This is a genomic window from Flagellimonas pelagia (genome assembly GCF_003584135.1).
Taxonomy (GTDB): Bacteria; Bacteroidota; Bacteroidia; order Flavobacteriales; family Flavobacteriaceae; genus Flagellimonas; species Flagellimonas pelagia.
Window position 1 is genome coordinate 202025 of sequence record NZ_QXFI01000033.1, and the last position, 17099, is coordinate 219123.

17 protein-coding genes are annotated in these 17099 nt (G+C 43.1%); 10 read left to right on the forward strand and 7 right to left on the reverse strand.

Going from position 1 to position 17099, the window contains the following annotated elements:
* Window positions 1-3: 3 nt before the first annotated feature.
* From porG to D2V05_RS15035, 3 genes are all read right to left on the reverse strand, one after another.
* Window positions 4-687: a type IX secretion system protein PorG gene (porG, locus tag D2V05_RS15025; RefSeq protein WP_119648412.1), complete on the reverse strand. Its 684-nt coding sequence runs from the start codon at window positions 685-687 to the stop codon at window positions 4-6.
* A gap of 111 nt (window positions 688-798) precedes the next feature.
* Window positions 799-1680, reverse strand: a complete 882-nt coding sequence (locus D2V05_RS15030; RefSeq protein ID WP_119648413.1) for an NAD kinase — start codon at window positions 1678-1680, stop codon at window positions 799-801.
* A 1-nt stretch (window position 1681) separates the two neighbouring features.
* Window positions 1682-2338, reverse strand: coding sequence for a CBS domain-containing protein (locus D2V05_RS15035; RefSeq protein ID WP_119648414.1), 657 nt, complete (start codon window positions 2336-2338; stop codon window positions 1682-1684).
* Between the two features lie 86 nt (window positions 2339-2424).
* On the opposite strand from D2V05_RS15035, the gene D2V05_RS15040 reads away from it, so the two are divergent.
* The 7 genes from D2V05_RS15040 to clpX all read left to right on the forward strand — a co-directional run bounded on the left by D2V05_RS15040 (window position 2425) and on the right by clpX (window position 9481).
* Complete coding sequence (locus D2V05_RS15040; protein ID WP_119648415.1) at window positions 2425-3141, forward strand: pyridoxine 5'-phosphate synthase; 717 nt, start codon at window positions 2425-2427, stop codon at window positions 3139-3141.
* Window positions 3141-3911 (forward strand): alpha/beta fold hydrolase, encoded by a 771-nt coding sequence (locus D2V05_RS15045; protein ID WP_119648416.1) that lies wholly within the window; start codon window positions 3141-3143, stop codon window positions 3909-3911. The genes D2V05_RS15040 and D2V05_RS15045 overlap by 1 nt, the downstream gene beginning before the upstream one ends.
* Before the next feature lie 135 nt (window positions 3912-4046).
* Complete coding sequence (locus tag D2V05_RS15050) at window positions 4047-5546, forward strand: SGNH/GDSL hydrolase family protein (RefSeq protein WP_119648417.1); 1500 nt, start codon at window positions 4047-4049, stop codon at window positions 5544-5546.
* A 78-nt stretch (window positions 5547-5624) separates the two neighbouring features.
* Complete coding sequence (locus D2V05_RS15055) at window positions 5625-5969, forward strand: phage holin family protein (RefSeq protein WP_119648418.1); 345 nt, start codon at window positions 5625-5627, stop codon at window positions 5967-5969.
* Window positions 5970-6068: 99 nt separating this feature from the next.
* Complete coding sequence (gene tig, locus D2V05_RS15060) at window positions 6069-7391, forward strand: trigger factor (protein ID WP_119648419.1); 1323 nt, start codon at window positions 6069-6071, stop codon at window positions 7389-7391.
* Between the two features lie 87 nt (window positions 7392-7478).
* Window positions 7479-8159, forward strand: a complete 681-nt coding sequence (clpP, locus tag D2V05_RS15065) for an ATP-dependent Clp endopeptidase proteolytic subunit ClpP (RefSeq protein WP_119648420.1) — start codon at window positions 7479-7481, stop codon at window positions 8157-8159.
* A gap of 86 nt (window positions 8160-8245) precedes the next feature.
* The gene (gene clpX, locus D2V05_RS15070; protein ID WP_119638654.1) at window positions 8246-9481 is read left to right on the forward strand and encodes an ATP-dependent Clp protease ATP-binding subunit ClpX; all 1236 of its coding nucleotides are present in this window, start codon (window positions 8246-8248) and stop codon (window positions 9479-9481) included.
* On the opposite strand, the gene D2V05_RS15075 is transcribed toward clpX, so the two are convergent.
* The 4 genes from D2V05_RS15075 to D2V05_RS15090 form a co-directional block, all read right to left on the reverse strand.
* Window positions 9482-10021, reverse strand: coding sequence for a hypothetical protein (locus D2V05_RS15075; protein ID WP_119648421.1), 540 nt, complete (start codon window positions 10019-10021; stop codon window positions 9482-9484).
* Window positions 10022-10217: 196 nt separating this feature from the next.
* Complete coding sequence (locus D2V05_RS15080; RefSeq protein ID WP_119648422.1) at window positions 10218-10670, reverse strand: hypothetical protein; 453 nt, start codon at window positions 10668-10670, stop codon at window positions 10218-10220.
* A gap of 91 nt (window positions 10671-10761) precedes the next feature.
* The gene (locus D2V05_RS15085; RefSeq protein ID WP_183114851.1) at window positions 10762-11706 is read right to left on the reverse strand and encodes a helix-turn-helix domain-containing protein; all 945 of its coding nucleotides are present in this window, start codon (window positions 11704-11706) and stop codon (window positions 10762-10764) included.
* 202 nt (window positions 11707-11908) lie between these two features.
* Window positions 11909-13417 (reverse strand): GH3 auxin-responsive promoter family protein, encoded by a 1509-nt coding sequence (locus D2V05_RS15090; RefSeq protein WP_119648424.1) that lies wholly within the window; start codon window positions 13415-13417, stop codon window positions 11909-11911.
* Window positions 13418-13514: 97 nt separating this feature from the next.
* Between D2V05_RS15090 and D2V05_RS15095 the strand changes: the two genes are divergently transcribed.
* From D2V05_RS15095 to D2V05_RS15105, 3 genes are all read left to right on the forward strand, one after another.
* Window positions 13515-14309: a DUF2797 domain-containing protein gene (locus D2V05_RS15095; protein WP_119648617.1), complete on the forward strand. Its 795-nt coding sequence runs from the start codon at window positions 13515-13517 to the stop codon at window positions 14307-14309.
* 27 nt (window positions 14310-14336) lie between these two features.
* Window positions 14337-15617 (forward strand): APC family permease, encoded by a 1281-nt coding sequence (locus D2V05_RS15100; RefSeq protein ID WP_119648425.1) that lies wholly within the window; start codon window positions 14337-14339, stop codon window positions 15615-15617.
* Window positions 15618-15739: 122 nt separating this feature from the next.
* Window positions 15740-17074: a YfcC family protein gene (locus D2V05_RS15105; RefSeq protein WP_119648426.1), complete on the forward strand. Its 1335-nt coding sequence runs from the start codon at window positions 15740-15742 to the stop codon at window positions 17072-17074.
* Window positions 17075-17099 lie beyond the last annotated feature (25 nt).

Sequence of the window (17099 nt, forward strand, 5' to 3'; positions counted from 1 at the left end):
TATTTATTGAAAACAATCCTGGCAGGGCTTGCGTCCAAAGGTATACGTCAGCGTAAAACCTGTAAACACATACCAGTCATTGCTCAATATGTTCCCAAACCTGAACTGCTCATAATTGGAACCTTCTGGGTTACTTGCGTCCAAATTGTCCGTAAAAGTATACCTGGCCCCAATTTCGGCCCCCAAGATGAGGAACTGACTTAACCGGCATTTTGCCCCAACCGTCATTGGAATTGCAAAACTACCGTCTTTTTGGTTAATATCCTGCACTTGGAGGGCATCAAAATAATTAAAATCGTACCTAAAGTAGGTCAAACCCGTGTATAGATAGGGCGTAAAGGCAGGTCCGAGCTTGTGAAGATTGTATTCCACGAAGTTGATTTCGAGTCCAGCGGAGAACTCCAATATCGAATTGTCCATCACATAGGCCCGCTGCTGGCGCGATTGCATGCTGGATTTGGTATCGTCTGCGGTAAATTGCCCATAGAGCACACTGCCTCTCCAAGCGTACCGTTTTCCCTTGTTCCATTTAAAGATGCCTCCAAAGGCAGGGCCCGATGGCAAAATGTAATTGGTCCTTCCCACATCGCCCACCATATTGGCACCTCCGGCAAACAAACCAATTTCATAGGTCTGTGCACTGACCTTGATCACACAGCATAGAAATACAGCCAAAACTATCCGCATACTAACCAAAAAATTCAAGTTTTAAGAGTAAAGGAAGGTCAATAGATACAATGTTAGATTTGTTCTCCCTTGTAAAACAGTTTTTCTCTCCATTTATTGTTCGCCCCAAGTTCAATTGCGTTTATCCTCCCCCCAAAGCAATTTATTGCGAAGTGTTTTTAAGAAGCTTTCCGATTTGTATTCGATCATCTTGATAGTGAAATCCGATTTTTTGATTCGGATTTCCTTGCCGTTCGGGATATCGGCAATCCTGGAATCCAAAGAGACCAAATGGGTCTTTTCCCTACCTGAAACCTTTAACCTAATCTGGGTGTCATCCGAAATGACCAAGGGACGTGCATTCAGGTTGTGCGGTGCAATGGGCGTAAGTACGAGGGATTTCGCTGTGGGTGCAATCACCGGTCCCCCGCAACTGAGCGAGTATCCAGTAGAACCTGTGGGTGTGGACACGATAAGACCGTCGGACCAATAAGAGGTCAAGTATTCATCGTTCAGCCAGGTTTCTACCGTAATCATGGAAGTGGTATCCTTGCGGCTTACAGTGACCTCGTTCAATGCAAAATTGAGTCCTTTGAATTCATCCAGATCGGAATTTAGTTCCACCTCTACCAAGGTGCGCTCCTCAATAGTATAGTGCCCGGCCACAAATTCTGTGACCAGCTTGCGTACATTTTCCTTTTTAAAGGTGGACAAAAAGCCCAATCGGCCCGTGTTGACCCCAACAATCGGGATTCCATAATCCTTAATATAGGTCACCGCACGTAACATGGTACCATCGCCACCAAAACTCACGAACATATCAAAACTGGAGTCCAGTCCTTTTGATGACGTAAATACTCCTTCAATATGGTCTTTTGTGACTTCCGATACGAGTGCGTTGAAATTTTCCTCAACATAAATGGTCGCATCCAACTTTTCGAGTTCCTCCAAAAGCTCCTGCACACAACACTTGTCCTCTTCCTGAAAAGATTGACCGTAAATGGCTACCTTCATGCTATACGTTGAGATATTTTTCCAGATAGTCCGATCGTTGTTTCAAATCTTCTAGGAACTGATCGTCACTGTTTCCAAAAACTATAGTGTAGTTATACCTTCTAAAGGTTTGGGCCACCTCATTCATACTCTGGGTACCGATCTTAAGGGTAATCTGTACCACATCATTTTCAGAATCGGTGATGAAGGCCCCTAACAGCCGGGCATTGTTGCTTTCCACAATTTGGGCAATCTCACTGAACGAATAATCCTTGATTCCCGTGGAAATGACCAAAATGGTCCCTGGTTCCTTAAAAAAAGGTGTGTCGATAAAAACACTTACAATATCCTCCAGATCATAATATCCCAAAATCAATTGGTCTTCGTCAACAACGGGCAAAATATTGGCCTCGTTCCTGGAGAACATCTCCAGTACATCCAACCAGGCTGTTTCCTTGGTCACAAAGAAATTATCCAATTCGTACCGGAAGTCCTCTATGGATTTTTCTGGCTCGAAACAGGGCAGATCATTCTCCGACAAAAGTCCAAGGTAAACCCCGCTTTCGGTAACGGCCACATGGGAGTATGTGGTCTCCTCAAAAAATTTGATCACCTCCTTCAAGGTTTCGGAAACCTCAAAAACAGGCACTGTGGTTATAATTTGGTCTTGGATGTGCATAACGCTGTTATTAGGTGCAAAATACTAATTTTAAATGGCAAAAGGCGTGCCTAATTCCTATTTTTGCCAATCTAAAAAAGAACTTCATGACAAAGTTGAGCGTCAACATAAATAAACTGGCAACATTACGGAATTCTCGTGGCGGCAACGTGCCCAACCTCATCACATCCACCCAGGACATTGAATCTTTCGGAGCTGAGGGCATCACCGTTCACCCAAGACCTGATGAGCGACACATTCGTTACCAAGATGCCAGGGACCTCAAAAAAATCGTCACCACGGAATTCAACATTGAAGGGAACCCAGTACCCAAATTCATCGATTTGGTCCTCGAGGTAAAACCTACTCAGGTCACCTTGGTGCCTGATGCAGAGGATGCCATCACCTCCAATGCAGGATGGGACACTATTAAACACAAGACCTTTTTGGTAGATGTGATCAACACCTTCAAGGAAAATGGCATACGGACTTCCATTTTTGTAGATCCGGACCCCAAAATGGTAGAAGCTGCCGCCTTGACCGGTACCGATCGGGTCGAGTTATATACCGAAAGCTACGCGCACGAGTTTGCCATAGGTAACAAGGAAGCAGCGGTAGAACCCTTTGTAAAAGCTGCCGAAGCGGCCAACAAATTTGGACTTGGCCTTAACGCTGGACATGATCTGAGTTTGGACAACATCCAATTTTTCAAGCAACACATCCCCAACCTGCTGGAGGTCTCCATTGGCCATGCACTCATCTGCGAGTCCCTTTATTTGGGACTGGAAAACGTCATCAACATGTACTTACATAGATTGAAATAATGGAAATATTACATTCAAAAATATTGGGCGAAGAACAACCTTTTATCATCCTACATGGTTTTTTGGGCATGTCGGACAACTGGAAAACCCTTGGCACCCAATACGCCGAAAACGGATTTCAGGTACATTTGATTGACCAACGGAACCATGGCAAAAGTTTCCATTCCCCAGATTTTGATTACGAACTGCTTTCCCAAGATATCGTCGACTATATGGACCACCACCACTTGGATTCAGCAATTGTGCTTGGGCATTCCATGGGTGGAAAAACGGCCATGCATTTGGCCACCTCCCATCCGGAAAGGGTCACTAAACTCATCGTCGCCGATATTGCACCCAAGTTTTATCCACCCCATCATCAGGATATCGTTAATGCGCTCGACAAATTGGATTTTGAACATATTTCGAGCAGAACGGAAGCGGACGAACAACTCTCCCAGTACCTAAGAAGTTTTAGCATACGTCAGTTTTTGCTCAAAAATCTATACTGGGTGGAACAGGGCAAATTAGGGTTCCGTTTTAATTTTGACGTCCTCAAGAATAAAATGGAAGAAATTGGCGACAATATTGGCCCTTTGGCCATTTACGATGGCCCTACCCTATTTTTAAGAGGAGATCGGTCCGAATATATCATGCCTAACGATTATCCGGAAATCAAAAAACACTTCCCCAATGCACAGATTGAAACCATTGACAATGCTGGGCATTGGTTACACGCCGAAAACCCCAAGCAGTTTTTTGAAAAGAGCTTCGCTTTTCTAAATTCTTAAAATTTTACCCTTTTTATTATGCATGCATAATTTTTTTGTCCATTTAATTGCCTGTATAACAAATTTGATATAGATTTGGTTTATTGTGATTTTACCATAAAAGTTAACATAAACTAACTCTAACAGATTTTCGATATGAAAAAGTTTTATGCCTTGCTCCCTTTCTTAGGCTTATTCTTGATTGCATGTGAAGACGATACCACCCCAATTGACAACACAACAGAGCCCGTTGAATATACTTCCGGAACCGCAGATTTTTCCAATTACGTAGCGGTAGGAAACTCCCTTACGGCAGGATTTTCGGACAATGCACTTTTCGTAGCCGGCCAGGAAGCCTCTTTTCCCAATATGTTGGCCACCAATTTTGCGTTGGCAGGAGGCGGTTCTTTCAGTATCCCCTTTATGGCGGATAATTTGGGAGGGATGACCCTGCAAGGCACACCTATCGCCGGAAACAGGCTTATTTTGGCCTTCACCACGGATGGCCCCGCACCCGTTGCAGTATCGGGCCAGGGGTCTACCGAGGTATCCAGCAAATTGTCCGGATCTTTCAACAACATGGGAGTACCAGGGGCGAAGAGTTATGAATTATTGGCTCCAGGTTATGGTAGCGTGGCCGGAGTGGCCATGGGCACTGCAAATCCATATTTCGCAAGATTCTCTTCTTCCGAATCGGCCACCGTAATTGGTGATGCCGCTGCCCAAGGGGCAACTTTCTTTACGTTATGGGCTGGATCCAATGATGTTCTATTGTATGCCACAGGTGGAGGAGCAGGAACTGACCAAACCGGAAATTTGGACCCCAGCACGTATTCAAGGGCCGATATTACTGATCCAAATGTGTATGCAAGTGTAATGAGCGGTATTGTGCAGACCTTGACGGCCAATGGCGCAAATGGTGCCATTGCCAACATCCCATATGTAACCGACCTTCCCTATTTTTCCACTGTACCATACAATCCCATTCCATTGGATGCTGAAACCGCTGCTTACCTGAACAGTATGGCTGCTTACGGAGCCTATAATGCAGGGTTGGCACAATTACAGGCGTTGAATATCATAACTGCTGAAGAATTGGCTAAAAGAACCATTTCCTTTTCTGCTGGTGAAGGTAATGCCGTGGTCATCATGGATGAGGATCTTACTGACCTTACTGGCTATAACCCAGCCTTGATCAATATGAGACAGGCGACGGCCGATGACCTTTTGGTGCTTACCTCGAGTTCCTTTATCGGTACCTTGGCCGATCCGAACAATCCTACATCCATCAACGGCGTGGCAGTTCCATTGGCAGACAAATGGGTATTGACCCCTGAAGAACAGTTGATGGTTAAAACGGCAACAGATGCTTACAACGTAACCATTTCCGCCCTAGCATCTGCTTATGACCTTGCTTTTGTCGATGTCAACACGCTCTTGGGCACCATCAATTCCTCCGGTGTCCAATTAACCGATGGCAGTGTAGTGACCAGTGATTTTGCCACAGGTGGAGGATTTTCATTGGACGGTGTTCACCCAGCTCCTAGGGGTTATGCAATTGTCGCCAATGCATTTACCACTGCGATCAATACAAAATTTGGGTCCAACTTACCGATGGTCAATCCATTGGATTATACCGGACTCTATATTAACTAGACAAACATTATTTCATTATCTTAAGGGCACCGTAGGCACGGTGCCTTTTTTTATTCTATCAACCCTAAAAACAGGATTATGAAACTTATAATACGATTATTGTTGAATGCCCTCGCCGTCGTTATTTTATCCTATGTGCTCCCAGGAGTAGGTGTAGATTCCATGGTCACGGCCATTATCGTTGCCGTGGTATTGAGTTTGCTCAATTTTTTGGTAAAACCCATACTGGTCATTTTAACGCTACCGATCACCATACTTACCTTGGGACTTTTTCTACTGGTGATCAATGCCATCATCATCCTATTTGCCGCAAAATTGATTGATGGCTTCCAGGTCGTCAACTTCTGGTGGGCCATTATTTTCAGTTTGTTGTTGTCCATTTTACAGGCCATTTTGCATTCTATTTTGAAGGAAGACCAATAGAATTCGTTTGGTTTGAAATTCAAGGGTTTAAAAAGTTGCTGTCAAACCAAAAATGCATTACTTTTGCATCCCATTTTTGAACAGCAAATTAGGTAGGAGATGAACATTACTAAAGAGCAGATTGACGATCTTAATGCAGTTGTAAAAGTCGCCATAAGCAAAGAAGACTACCAGGACAAGGTAGAGAAAATCCTTAATGATTACAGAAAGCAGGCCAATATCCCTGGTTTTAGAAAAGGTCAGGTTCCCATGGGACTGATCAAAAAACAGTATGGAAAGGCCGTATTGGTAGATGAGGTGAACAAACTGCTTCAGGACAATCTGAACAAATACCTTACCGAGGAAAAATTGGATGTTTTGGGCAACCCACTTCCCAAACAACCTGAAAATTTTGATTGGGACAACGATAATCTCGATTTCGAATTTGAATTGGGATTGGCCCCCAACTTTGAGGTACAATTGAAAACCAAAAAAGCCGTGACCCACTACAAGATCGTGGCCGATAAAAAAATGATCGACGATCAGGTGGAACGTATCCAAAAGCAATATGGTAAGTTGGTATCCAAAACCGAAGTGGGCAAAGCTGACGAGGTTACCGGAACTTTTGTGAACGAGGCCGAGGACATCAACAACAAGACTACCATTGAAGTAGATAAAGTAAAAGCCAAAAAAGCTGTGGATGCCTTGGCAGGAAAAAAAGTGGGCGACACCGTTACCCTTTCCACCAAAGGACTTTTTAAGGAAGATTACCTTTTGTCCAGTGCGTTGGGCATCAGCCGGGACAAGGCGGATAACCTAAACACTGAGGTTACCTTCACTATTGAGGAAATCAACGAAAGACAACCAGCCCCATTGGATCAAGAGTTGTTCGATAAATTGTTCGGCAAGGACAACGTAAAATCGGCCAAAGAGTTGAAAGACCGTATCAAGGAAGATTCCGAGAAACAGTTCGAGCAGCAATCCGATCAAAAGTTATTGAATGACATCACAGAGAGATTGATCGACGATACCAAGTTTGAACTCCCGGCAGAGTTTTTGAAAAAATGGATCCAAGTGAGTGGGGAGCAAATGCTTTCTGATGATGAGGCCAATGAAGAATTCGAAAGGTCGGAAAAAGGTCTTCGTTATCAATTGATCGAAGGTAAGATCATTCAAGAGAACAACCTTCAAGTACAGTTTGATGAGCTTAAGGAATTCGCCAAAGGGTTCATCAAGTCCCAAATGGCACAGTACGGCCATATGGACCCCAAGGAAGAGGAATTGGAGAACATTGCCGTTCGGGTGATGAGCAACCAAGATGAGGTAAAACGACTTTCAGAACAGTTGATGAGCCAAAAATTGTTGGACCTTTACAAAGAGAAGGCCAACCTTAAGGTGAAGGAAGTATCTTATGACGACTTCATCAAGGAGGCATACAGCTAGTCTGCTAAAAGAAAAATAAGTATCTTTACGGTGCCGAAAAGCTATTTTTTCGGCACCTTTTTTTTAAGATAAATCGAGTAATATCCTATGGATTACGGAAAAGAATTTAGAAAATATGCTACCCAGCATCACGGTATAAACAGCATGCACTATGACCAGATCATGAGCAGCATGTACCCTATGAACATGACCCCAAACATCATTGAGGAAAGACAGTTAAACGTTGCCACGATGGATGTTTTCTCCAGATTGATGATGGACCGTATCATTTTCATGGGAATGGGAATCAACGATCAAGTGGCCAACATTGTACAGGCACAGTTGCTCTTTTTGGAAAGCGCAGATGCCTCCAAGGACATCCAGATTTACATCAATTCCCCTGGCGGAAGTGTGTATGCCGGATTGGGCATTTACGATACCATGCAATTCATCAAGCCCGATGTGGCCACCATTTGTACTGGTATAGCCGCCTCCATGGCTGCCGTACTGCTCTGCGCGGGACAAAAAGGCAAAAGAAGTGGATTGCCCCACTCCAGGGTGATGATCCACCAACCGCTTTCAGGTGCCCAAGGCCAGGCCAGTGATATTGAAATCGCAGCCAAAGAGGTATTGAAGATCAAAGACGAATTGTATGAGATCATCTCCAAACATTCTGGCCAGACTTTTGAGAAAGTCTATGACGACAGTGACCGTGATTATTGGATGAAGGCGGAAGAGGCCAAGAAATACGGGATGATCGATGAAATTTTGATAAGAGAAAAATCTTAATTCACAGCAATTAATTAAGAAACAACCACTTATCGCAGAACAAATCCAAAATTTTTGCGTTAATAGTGGTTGAATAGTTGAGAAATATGGCAAAGGAAAACTTGGAATGTTCTTTTTGTGGTAGAAAAAAGCCGGAAACCAATTTATTGATTGCCGGCCTTGATGCGCATATTTGCGACAGATGTATAGAACAGGCCCATAGCATAGTAGCGGAAGAATCCAAACAATCCAAAAACCACGATCTGTCTTCAGAACTGGAGCTCAAAAAACCTGTGGAGATCCGTGATTTCTTGGACACGTTTGTTATTGGTCAGGAAAGGACCAAAAAAGTAATGTCGGTAGCGGTGTACAACCACTACAAAAGACTTTTACAGCCTAAGGGCAAGGATGACGAAGTAGAGATCCAGAAGAGTAACATCATCATGGTGGGACAGACCGGTACGGGTAAGACCCTTATCGCCAAGACCATCGCCAGGATGCTCAACGTACCCTTGGCCATTGTAGATGCCACCGTACTTACCGAAGCCGGTTATGTTGGTGAAGATGTGGAAAGCATCCTCACACGTTTGTTACAGGCTGCTGATTACAACTTGGAGAAGGCCGAAAGAGGTATTGTGTTCATTGATGAGATAGACAAGATTGCCCGCAAGAGCGATAACCCATCCATCACCCGAGATGTTTCAGGTGAAGGGGTGCAGCAAGGGTTGTTGAAACTTTTGGAAGGTACCGTAGTGAACGTTCCACCTAAAGGTGGCCGTAAGCACCCCGATCAAAAATTCATCGAGGTGAATACCGAAAATATTCTTTTTGTGGCCGGTGGTGCCTTTGATGGTATTGAGCGCATCATTACCAAGCGCTTGAACATGCAAGCCGTTGGTTATAGTGCGTCCAAAGCGGAGGACAAGTTGGACAATGACAATATTTTGCAGTACATCATCCCAAAAGACCTTAAGGAATTTGGATTGATACCTGAAATCATTGGGCGACTTCCTGTACTCACCCACATGAATCCTTTGGATGCAAAAACGTTACGCGCCATCTTGACCGAACCCAAGAACGCCATCATCAAACAATATGAAAAACTTTTTGCCATGGATGGTATCACATTCACCATCACAGAACAGGCACTGAGCTATATTGTGGATAAGGCCGTGGAATACAAACTTGGCGCCCGGGGACTGCGTTCCCTTTGCGAAGCCGTTTTCACGGATGCGATGTTCACACTACCTAGTAGCGATGAAACCGAATTCAAGGTTACAAAGGCCTACGCAGAGGAAAAGTTGTCCTACGAAACGATAAAAAAACTAAAAGTGGTCTCTTAATTAGACCACTTTTTTTGTGACTTGCTCCAAAAGTTCCAAACAGACTTCGGAAATTATTTTTTCATCGGTATAGAGCATATGCCCAAAGCCGGGTACTGTTCTAAAATCCACACTGACTTGTTGGGACCACTTTATGTCCGGCTTGTTGGCATCACATTCCCCGTAGAGTAGATTGAGGCGGGTATCCGGCCTTTGTTCCTCCAATCGAATACGCGTGGCCGAAATAGCCGTCAATGATTTCACTGACAAACCTTTCAAGGCAGCCTTATAGGCAATGGTACCACCTGTACTGAAAGCCAGATAATGTGCCGGCTTGGTTTCCTTTTTGAGCAAATTGGTAACTGCAGTATCAATACCACCTTCCACAAAGGCGCGGTGAACATTTTCTTCTGAAGAAATGGGAACATCAACATTGCCCAATTGCTGGCAATCATGGAAAACAATGTCATAGTATTGTTGGAGATATCCAAAATAGGATGCTATCCAAAGTCCTTTTTTTGCTCCCCACATGTCGGAGACAACAACAAGTTTTTCTGCCATAATCTTAATGGTTTAGTGTTTAAAAGATTAGTGAGGGGGAATTTCAACATTAAACGGGGGAAAACCGCTTTTATTTGTTCAAAAGAAGGCTTTGCACGATAAAGGGTCAATTTCAACGAAAACGTTTTCGTTGAAAATTACAAATCAAAATCTTTTTAAGTTGAATGACACAAATTAACATTATGGCATTGAATTTCTACAATCTTATCCCAAATGAAATCCCACCCCACGGTAAAAAGTTCAAAGAATCATTATTATCAAAAAAGATGGGATTGAACGTAATCTTGAAAAAACTTTTCCTCTTAAGGGAATATTTCCGATAGCCTATGGCCGGTAGAATAAAACCTCCTGGTTCATTGTCTTCCCATCCAGTAAGCAACAGGGTGTATGTCATACCCAACTCCAAATAGTTGCCTTTCTTAAAATCTTGCAAATAATAGACTCCAAGAGGAGCACTTAAACCAGCATACCAACCAGTGTAAAATCCCAATCCTGCCCTAAAGTTCAAATGGGATTCTTGAAATAATTGTCGTTCGTAGTTTACAGAAATAATAGGCCCTGCCCCACCTAATTCCGCATAAACCAAATTTTGCTGGGCAAACAAACTTGTACCGAAAACAAGGAAAGCAATAGTGATGAACTTTATCATGTCCAGTTTACTTTGATTACTGAACACAATTTATAGGCATATTTATTTTTGACAGTCCGAAATAATCCAAGATGGATAAATCGGGACAACTTCAAAGTTTGCCTTTTCTGAAACCCAACGGAGACATACCCGTTATTTTTTTGAACGAGGCATAAAACGCAGATTTGGAGTTGAATCCGCATTCCAAACCTATAGAAACGATGGTATAGTAATTATATTCTGGATTTCGTAATATCTTCTTAGCCACATCAACCCTCATCTTATTTACATAGTCCGAAAAATTATCACCTGCATGATCATTAATGATTTTGGAAAGCTTGCTTGTCCCCATGTGTAATTCATCAGCCAATCCATTTAAACTCAGCATTGGGTCAAGATATCTTTCATTATCCCTAATATATTGGGCTATCGATTCAAAATCGCCCTTGTATCTTTTTTCTAAATCTATATCACCTAATCTTCTGTTAATAATGGTATTTTTTGCCAAATGTGCCCTTAAGCCAATCCTGTCTTTCAAAACAACATATTGGAAGAATCCCTGATAGCCTACCCAGTATATAAGAACAGATGAGAAAAAACGTAAAGGATAATAACTGTAAAATGGGTTTTGCTCCACCGCCAAGGTATTCACTATGACCGCAAAAACCCAAAAAAGAAACACTGCCCCTCCCAACTTCAAAAACCACTTGATCCAATTTAAGTTATCCATTTTTAAAATTTCAGGATATAGGCTCTGATACCTGAACACGAGTTTGATAGATTTTACATATAAAAAAATGGAGTATATCAATGCAACAATATCTTCGAACAAGTCATAATTTCTTATTAGAGATTCAGGAAAGGATTTGATTTTGACCAAATAGATTGCCAAGAGCCTCGTTAAAATGGCTACCGCGAAAAGGGCCAATGATATTCTCACGAAGGGCCATCGCTCCCTTTCAATTTGCAGGTAATAGACCAAAAAAGCATAGAATGAAGGAACAATGAGCAAGTACCATGGGAAAATAAAGTATCCGCCCAGAAAATCTTGGTACACTAGCCTTTTTTGTATTAACCACGTTTGAAAATTGTTTAGAGATAGAAATAAAACAAACAAATTCAAAAAGATAACCTGTAGCTCAACTTTCCTGCGCAACAAAAAAGTACCTATAACAAACAGAAAGCCATGAATAGACCCTAAAAGAAGAAAAAAATCAAAGATTACGCGAAATTTCATACATTCTCGCTTTGAACATAACTTAATTCATTCTCAGTAATTCTTCAATATACTCACGATTATTTGATAATCTCGGAATTTTGTGTTGGCCACCCAATTTGTTCTTGGATTTGAGCCAGTCATGGAACAAATTTTTACGGGCGACATGCACTTTTGGCATTTTTAAAGTGATATTGTTATACCGCTTGGCCTCGTAGTCAGAATTGAGGGATTTTAAGGCATTGTCCAGCACTTCGGTAAAATAGGCCACATCCTCCGGTGGCTTTCTAAACTCGATGATCCATTCATGTGCCCCTTTCTCTTTGCCCGTCATAAAAATGGGTGCCGCAGTATAGTCCATGATTTCCGCATCGGTCTTCTGACATATTTGCCGGAGGGCTTCCTCTGCATTCTCAATAATAAGCTCTTCCCCAAAAACATTGATGTGGTGCTTGGTCCTACCAGTAATCCTGATCCGATAGGGATTTTTGGAGGTAAACCGAACGGTGTCCCCAATTTTGTACCGCCATAATCCGGCATTGGTGGTAATCACCATGGCATAGTTGACCCCAAGTTCCACTTCCCATAATGGGATGGCCCTTTCCTCTCCCCCATGGGGGTCCAAGGGGATGAACTCATAAAAAATACCGTAGTCCAACATCAACAAAAGTTCATCTGAGTTGTTACGGTCCTGAATCCCAAAAAATCCTTCCGATGCATTATAGGTCTCATAAAAATTGAACCTTTTTCTGGGGAGCAGTTTCTTGTATTGGTTTTTGTACGGGGTAAAACTGACCCCTCCATGAAAATACACCTCCAAATTTTCCCAAACTTCGAACAAATGGTTCTTGCCCGTTTTCTCCAAAACTTGGTTGAGCAAAACCAACATCCAAGATGGAACACCTGCCAAGCTCGTCACATTCTCCCGAATGCTCTCCTCTATAATGGCCTCCAGTTTCGATTCCCATTCAGTCATAAGGGAAACCTTGTTGCTGGGTGTACTGCTATATTCAGCCCAAAGGGGCATGTTATCAATCAAAATGGCGGACAAATCGCCAAAAAAGGTACCGTTGTCCTCATAGAGCTCCTTACTCCCGCCCAACCTCAAACTCTTTCCTGTGAACAGTTGGGAGTTTTCATTGTTGTTCAAGTACAAACACAACAGATCCTTACTGGATTTGTAATGGCAATCCTCCAAAGCTTCGTTGCTTACCGGAATAAACTTGCTCTTGGCATTGGTGGTACCACTGCTTTTGGCAAACCATTTTATGGTCGTGGGCCAAAACAGATTTTGTTCCCCGCGACGGGTCCTCTCGATCATGGGAGCTACATCTTCGTATCCCACAATGGGGACACGGTTCCGGAATTCCTCGTATTTGGGAAGGTCTTTGAACCCATATTGCTTCCCTATCATGGTTTCTTGGGAAAAATCGAGCAAATGCCTTAGTACCTCATCCTGAACGTCCAAGGGATATTTTAGAAAAAGCTCTATCTGATGGTAGCGCTTTCTCAATAACCAAGAAGCGATGGAGTTGAATAATGGTATTGGCATTTTAGGTATATTTAACCAAGAAATTCAGTTGGGTGCAACAGCTAAAATAGCTTTTCTGGCATTCATTTTCAAATTAGAAACAAACAATCATTCCAACATGTTGTACGAAGGAGTCCTCCGCAAAATGCAAACTGAAAACGGCCATCCCATCCAATACTTTCTGACCTTGGGAAGCGACTTTTTGAACCTCAACCAGATGCTGGATAGGGAACTCCATATCGATTTCATCAAATTCCAATGTCTCAATTGCGGGGAGGACAAGCCTATCTACAGACAAGGATTCTGCAAATCATGCTTCTATGAAACACCCTTGGCAGGGGATTGGATCATGAAACCGGAACTGAGTACGGCCCATCTGGACCAGGAAGACCGTAACCTGGAGTATGAGAAAAAAATGCAACTGCAGCCCCATATCGTATATCTGGCCAATTCCAGCAACATAAAAGTAGGTGTGACAAGAAAATCTCAGGTACCTACTCGTTGGATCGACCAAGGTGCCCATGAAGCGATAGAAATTGTGGAAGTGCCCAACCGTTATTTAGCAGGCATTACCGAAGTAGCCTTAAAAGACCATGTGAGCGATAAAACAAGTTGGCAAAAAATGCTCACCAATCGCATTGAGGATGTAGATCTAGTGGAATGGCGTGACAGACTGAAACCATTCATCCCCGATGAAGTGGCCGATTATTTTATTGAAAACAATGGGGAGACGCATTTGGAATTTCCCGTACATCAATATCCTGAAAAAGTAAAAAGCCTCAATCTGGACAAAACCCCTAGTTATAAAGGAGTGCTAAAGGGCATTAAAGGGCAATATCTTATTTTTGAAGATAGCACGGTCTTTAATGTTCGTGGCAATGAGGGCTATTATGTGGGAATTGATTTTAACTAAAGACTGTTCGTAAAGAATTAGGTATATATGAGCAAAACAATCGGACTTAGGGAAGCTATTTCCATCGGCATTGGTGGTATGGTGGGTGGCGGTATTTTCGCGGTCCTTGGGTTGGCGGTTTCCCTGGCCAAGGGAGGCACACCGATCGCTTTTCTCTTTGCAGGGATCATTGCTTTGCTCACTTCGTACAGCTATGTAAAACTCTCCTTGGCCTATCCCGATCGTGGAGGTACCGTAAAGTTCATCAACCAAGGTTTTGGCCAGACCATTTTTAGCGGTGGCATCAATAATCTGCTCTGGCTGAGTTATATCATCATGTTGTCCCTATACGCCTCGGCATTTGGTTCCTATGCACCCAACCTGTACGCCATCACTGGTGGACCAATGGACTTTCATATCTATGCTACCTTTATCATTCTATTGGCATCGGGCATCAACTATTACAGCATCAAAGTGGTTGGGGCCATAGAGTCGTACGCTGTTATCATCAAGCTGATTATTTTGATTGCCTTTATTGGTGTCGGCATTTATGGGTTGATAGGCAATGCAAATCTGGAACAACTCTCACCTGCCAATTGGGAAACACCCATCAAACTTTTGACCGGGGGAATGGTCATTTTTGTGGCTTATGAAGGTTTTGAGCTCATTGCCAATGCGGCACCCGATATGGAAGACCCAGAAAAGAACATTCCGCGTGCCTATTACATTTCCATCATTTTTGTGATTTTACTCTACATCATCATCGCAGTGGTTACCGTAGGATCACTTCCCTTTAAAGAAATTGCCACTGCCCAGGATTATGTGTTGGCCGAAGCGGCCAAACCCATGTTGGGACAAGTGGGCTTTACCATCATTACCATTGCGGCCCTTATCTCAACGTTTTCGGCCATCAATGCCTCCCTCTATGGCGGGAGCCGTGTAAGCTATGAAATTGCTGAGGACGATGAATTGCCCAATGAATTCACCTCTCAACTCTGGAACCAACCCATTGGACTTTTGATCACCACCATCCTTACCTTGACTTTGACCAATACCTTGGAACTGGAAAGTATTTCCACCGCAGGTAGCGTTGGATTCCTTTTGATCTTTGCCATCGTAAATCTTGTGGGATTCAAATTGTCCAAGGAAACCAAAAGTAACAGGACCATTGCCTTGGCAGGATTTATCCTCTGCTCCATTGCCATGCTAGCATTGTTACAACAACAATTCGGTTCCAATATCATGGGGGTAATCGTGGCTGTATCCTTAATTGGCTTTTGTTTTGCCGTGGAGGCCATCTACAAATGGATGGAACGACGTAAGAAATAGATTCCGCTACCCTTTGATTTTCAGTAACTTTTTGTGAAAATTTGCTCAAAATAGCTTTATTTTAAGGAAGTTATCTTTCCAAATTATGGAATTTGATAACCTGCCAAACCAAAACCGACCGCATGAAAAACTTTCCCAATGCCTTTGTCATTCTTCTTGGGGTGATTTTCTTTTCCTGGTTGTTCACCTATGTTGTTCCACAGGGCAGTTATGAAAGATTTTTGGAGGAGGAAACCGGAATTACACGGGTAGTTAACAATTCCTATCATTCTGTTGATGCGGAAAGACCCGGGTTTTTTGATCTTTTGGTCTCCATTCCCGAAGGACTGGAAAAAGGGGCTGACCTAATCGTCCTGATTTTTTTGATCGGTGGTTGTTTCTACATTATTGAAAAAACAGGTGCCCTCAATGAAGGACTTGCCAAATTGGTGGTATTGCTTAATGGCAAGGAATCCTATGCCCTCATTATTATAACCACATTGTTTACCGCTGGGGGCGTCTCCATTGGTATGCAAGAAGAAGTGGTCGCCTTGGCCCCTGTATTGATTTTGTTCGGAAAAAGTTTGGGCTATAATACCCTCACCATGCTCTTTGCAAGTTATGGCTCCACGGTGGTGGGCAGTTCGTTCAGTCCTTCCAATCCTTTTGCGGTTCTTATTGCGCAGAAAGAAGCAGCAATCCCTTTATTGTCCGGGGGAACCTTTCGTATGGCCGTACTTTTAGTGGCATTTTTAGTATGGTTGGTCTATCTTTTGCGTTATGCCCAAAAAAACCGGATTGAGAAAATCTCGATGAATCCCACACATCAAAAAATGGGGGTTCGGCATAGCATCATATTGTGGTTGCTTTGCCTGACCTTTGTAATCGTAATTCTAGGAATCCTTTATTTGGAATGGGGCTTTAATGAAATGTCGGCCTGCTTCTTTGCCTTGGGCATTCTAGCGGCACTGCTTGCCAAAATGAATCTGAACAAAACCACTGAAACCTATATTGACGGTATGAAGGAAATGCTTTTTGCAGCCCTCATCATGGGATTGGCAAACAGCATTTCCATTATTTTGACAGATGGCATGATCATGGATACCATTGTATATGGGTTGTTCGGGCCTTTGCAAAACTTTTCCCCGGCAACCTCGGGTATTCTAATGATGGTCTCCCATTCACTGCTCCACTTTCCGGTGCCCAGTTATTCAGGGCAAGCGGTTCTTACCATGCCCATTTTGGTGCCCTTGTCCGATTTAATAGGTCTCTCGCGACAGACTTGTGTCTTGGCCTACCAATACGGTGCTGTGATGGCCGATATGATCGTTCCCACCAACGGTGCCCTCATGGCTGTTTTGGCCATCGGCAATGTTCCTTATAACAAATGGTTTAAATTTGCCATCATACCAACCTCGCTCATGCTTTTGATCGGTGCCATTGCCATAATCATAGCGGTTGTCATCGGCTATCGATAAAAACAAATGCGAATGCTACCAAAGA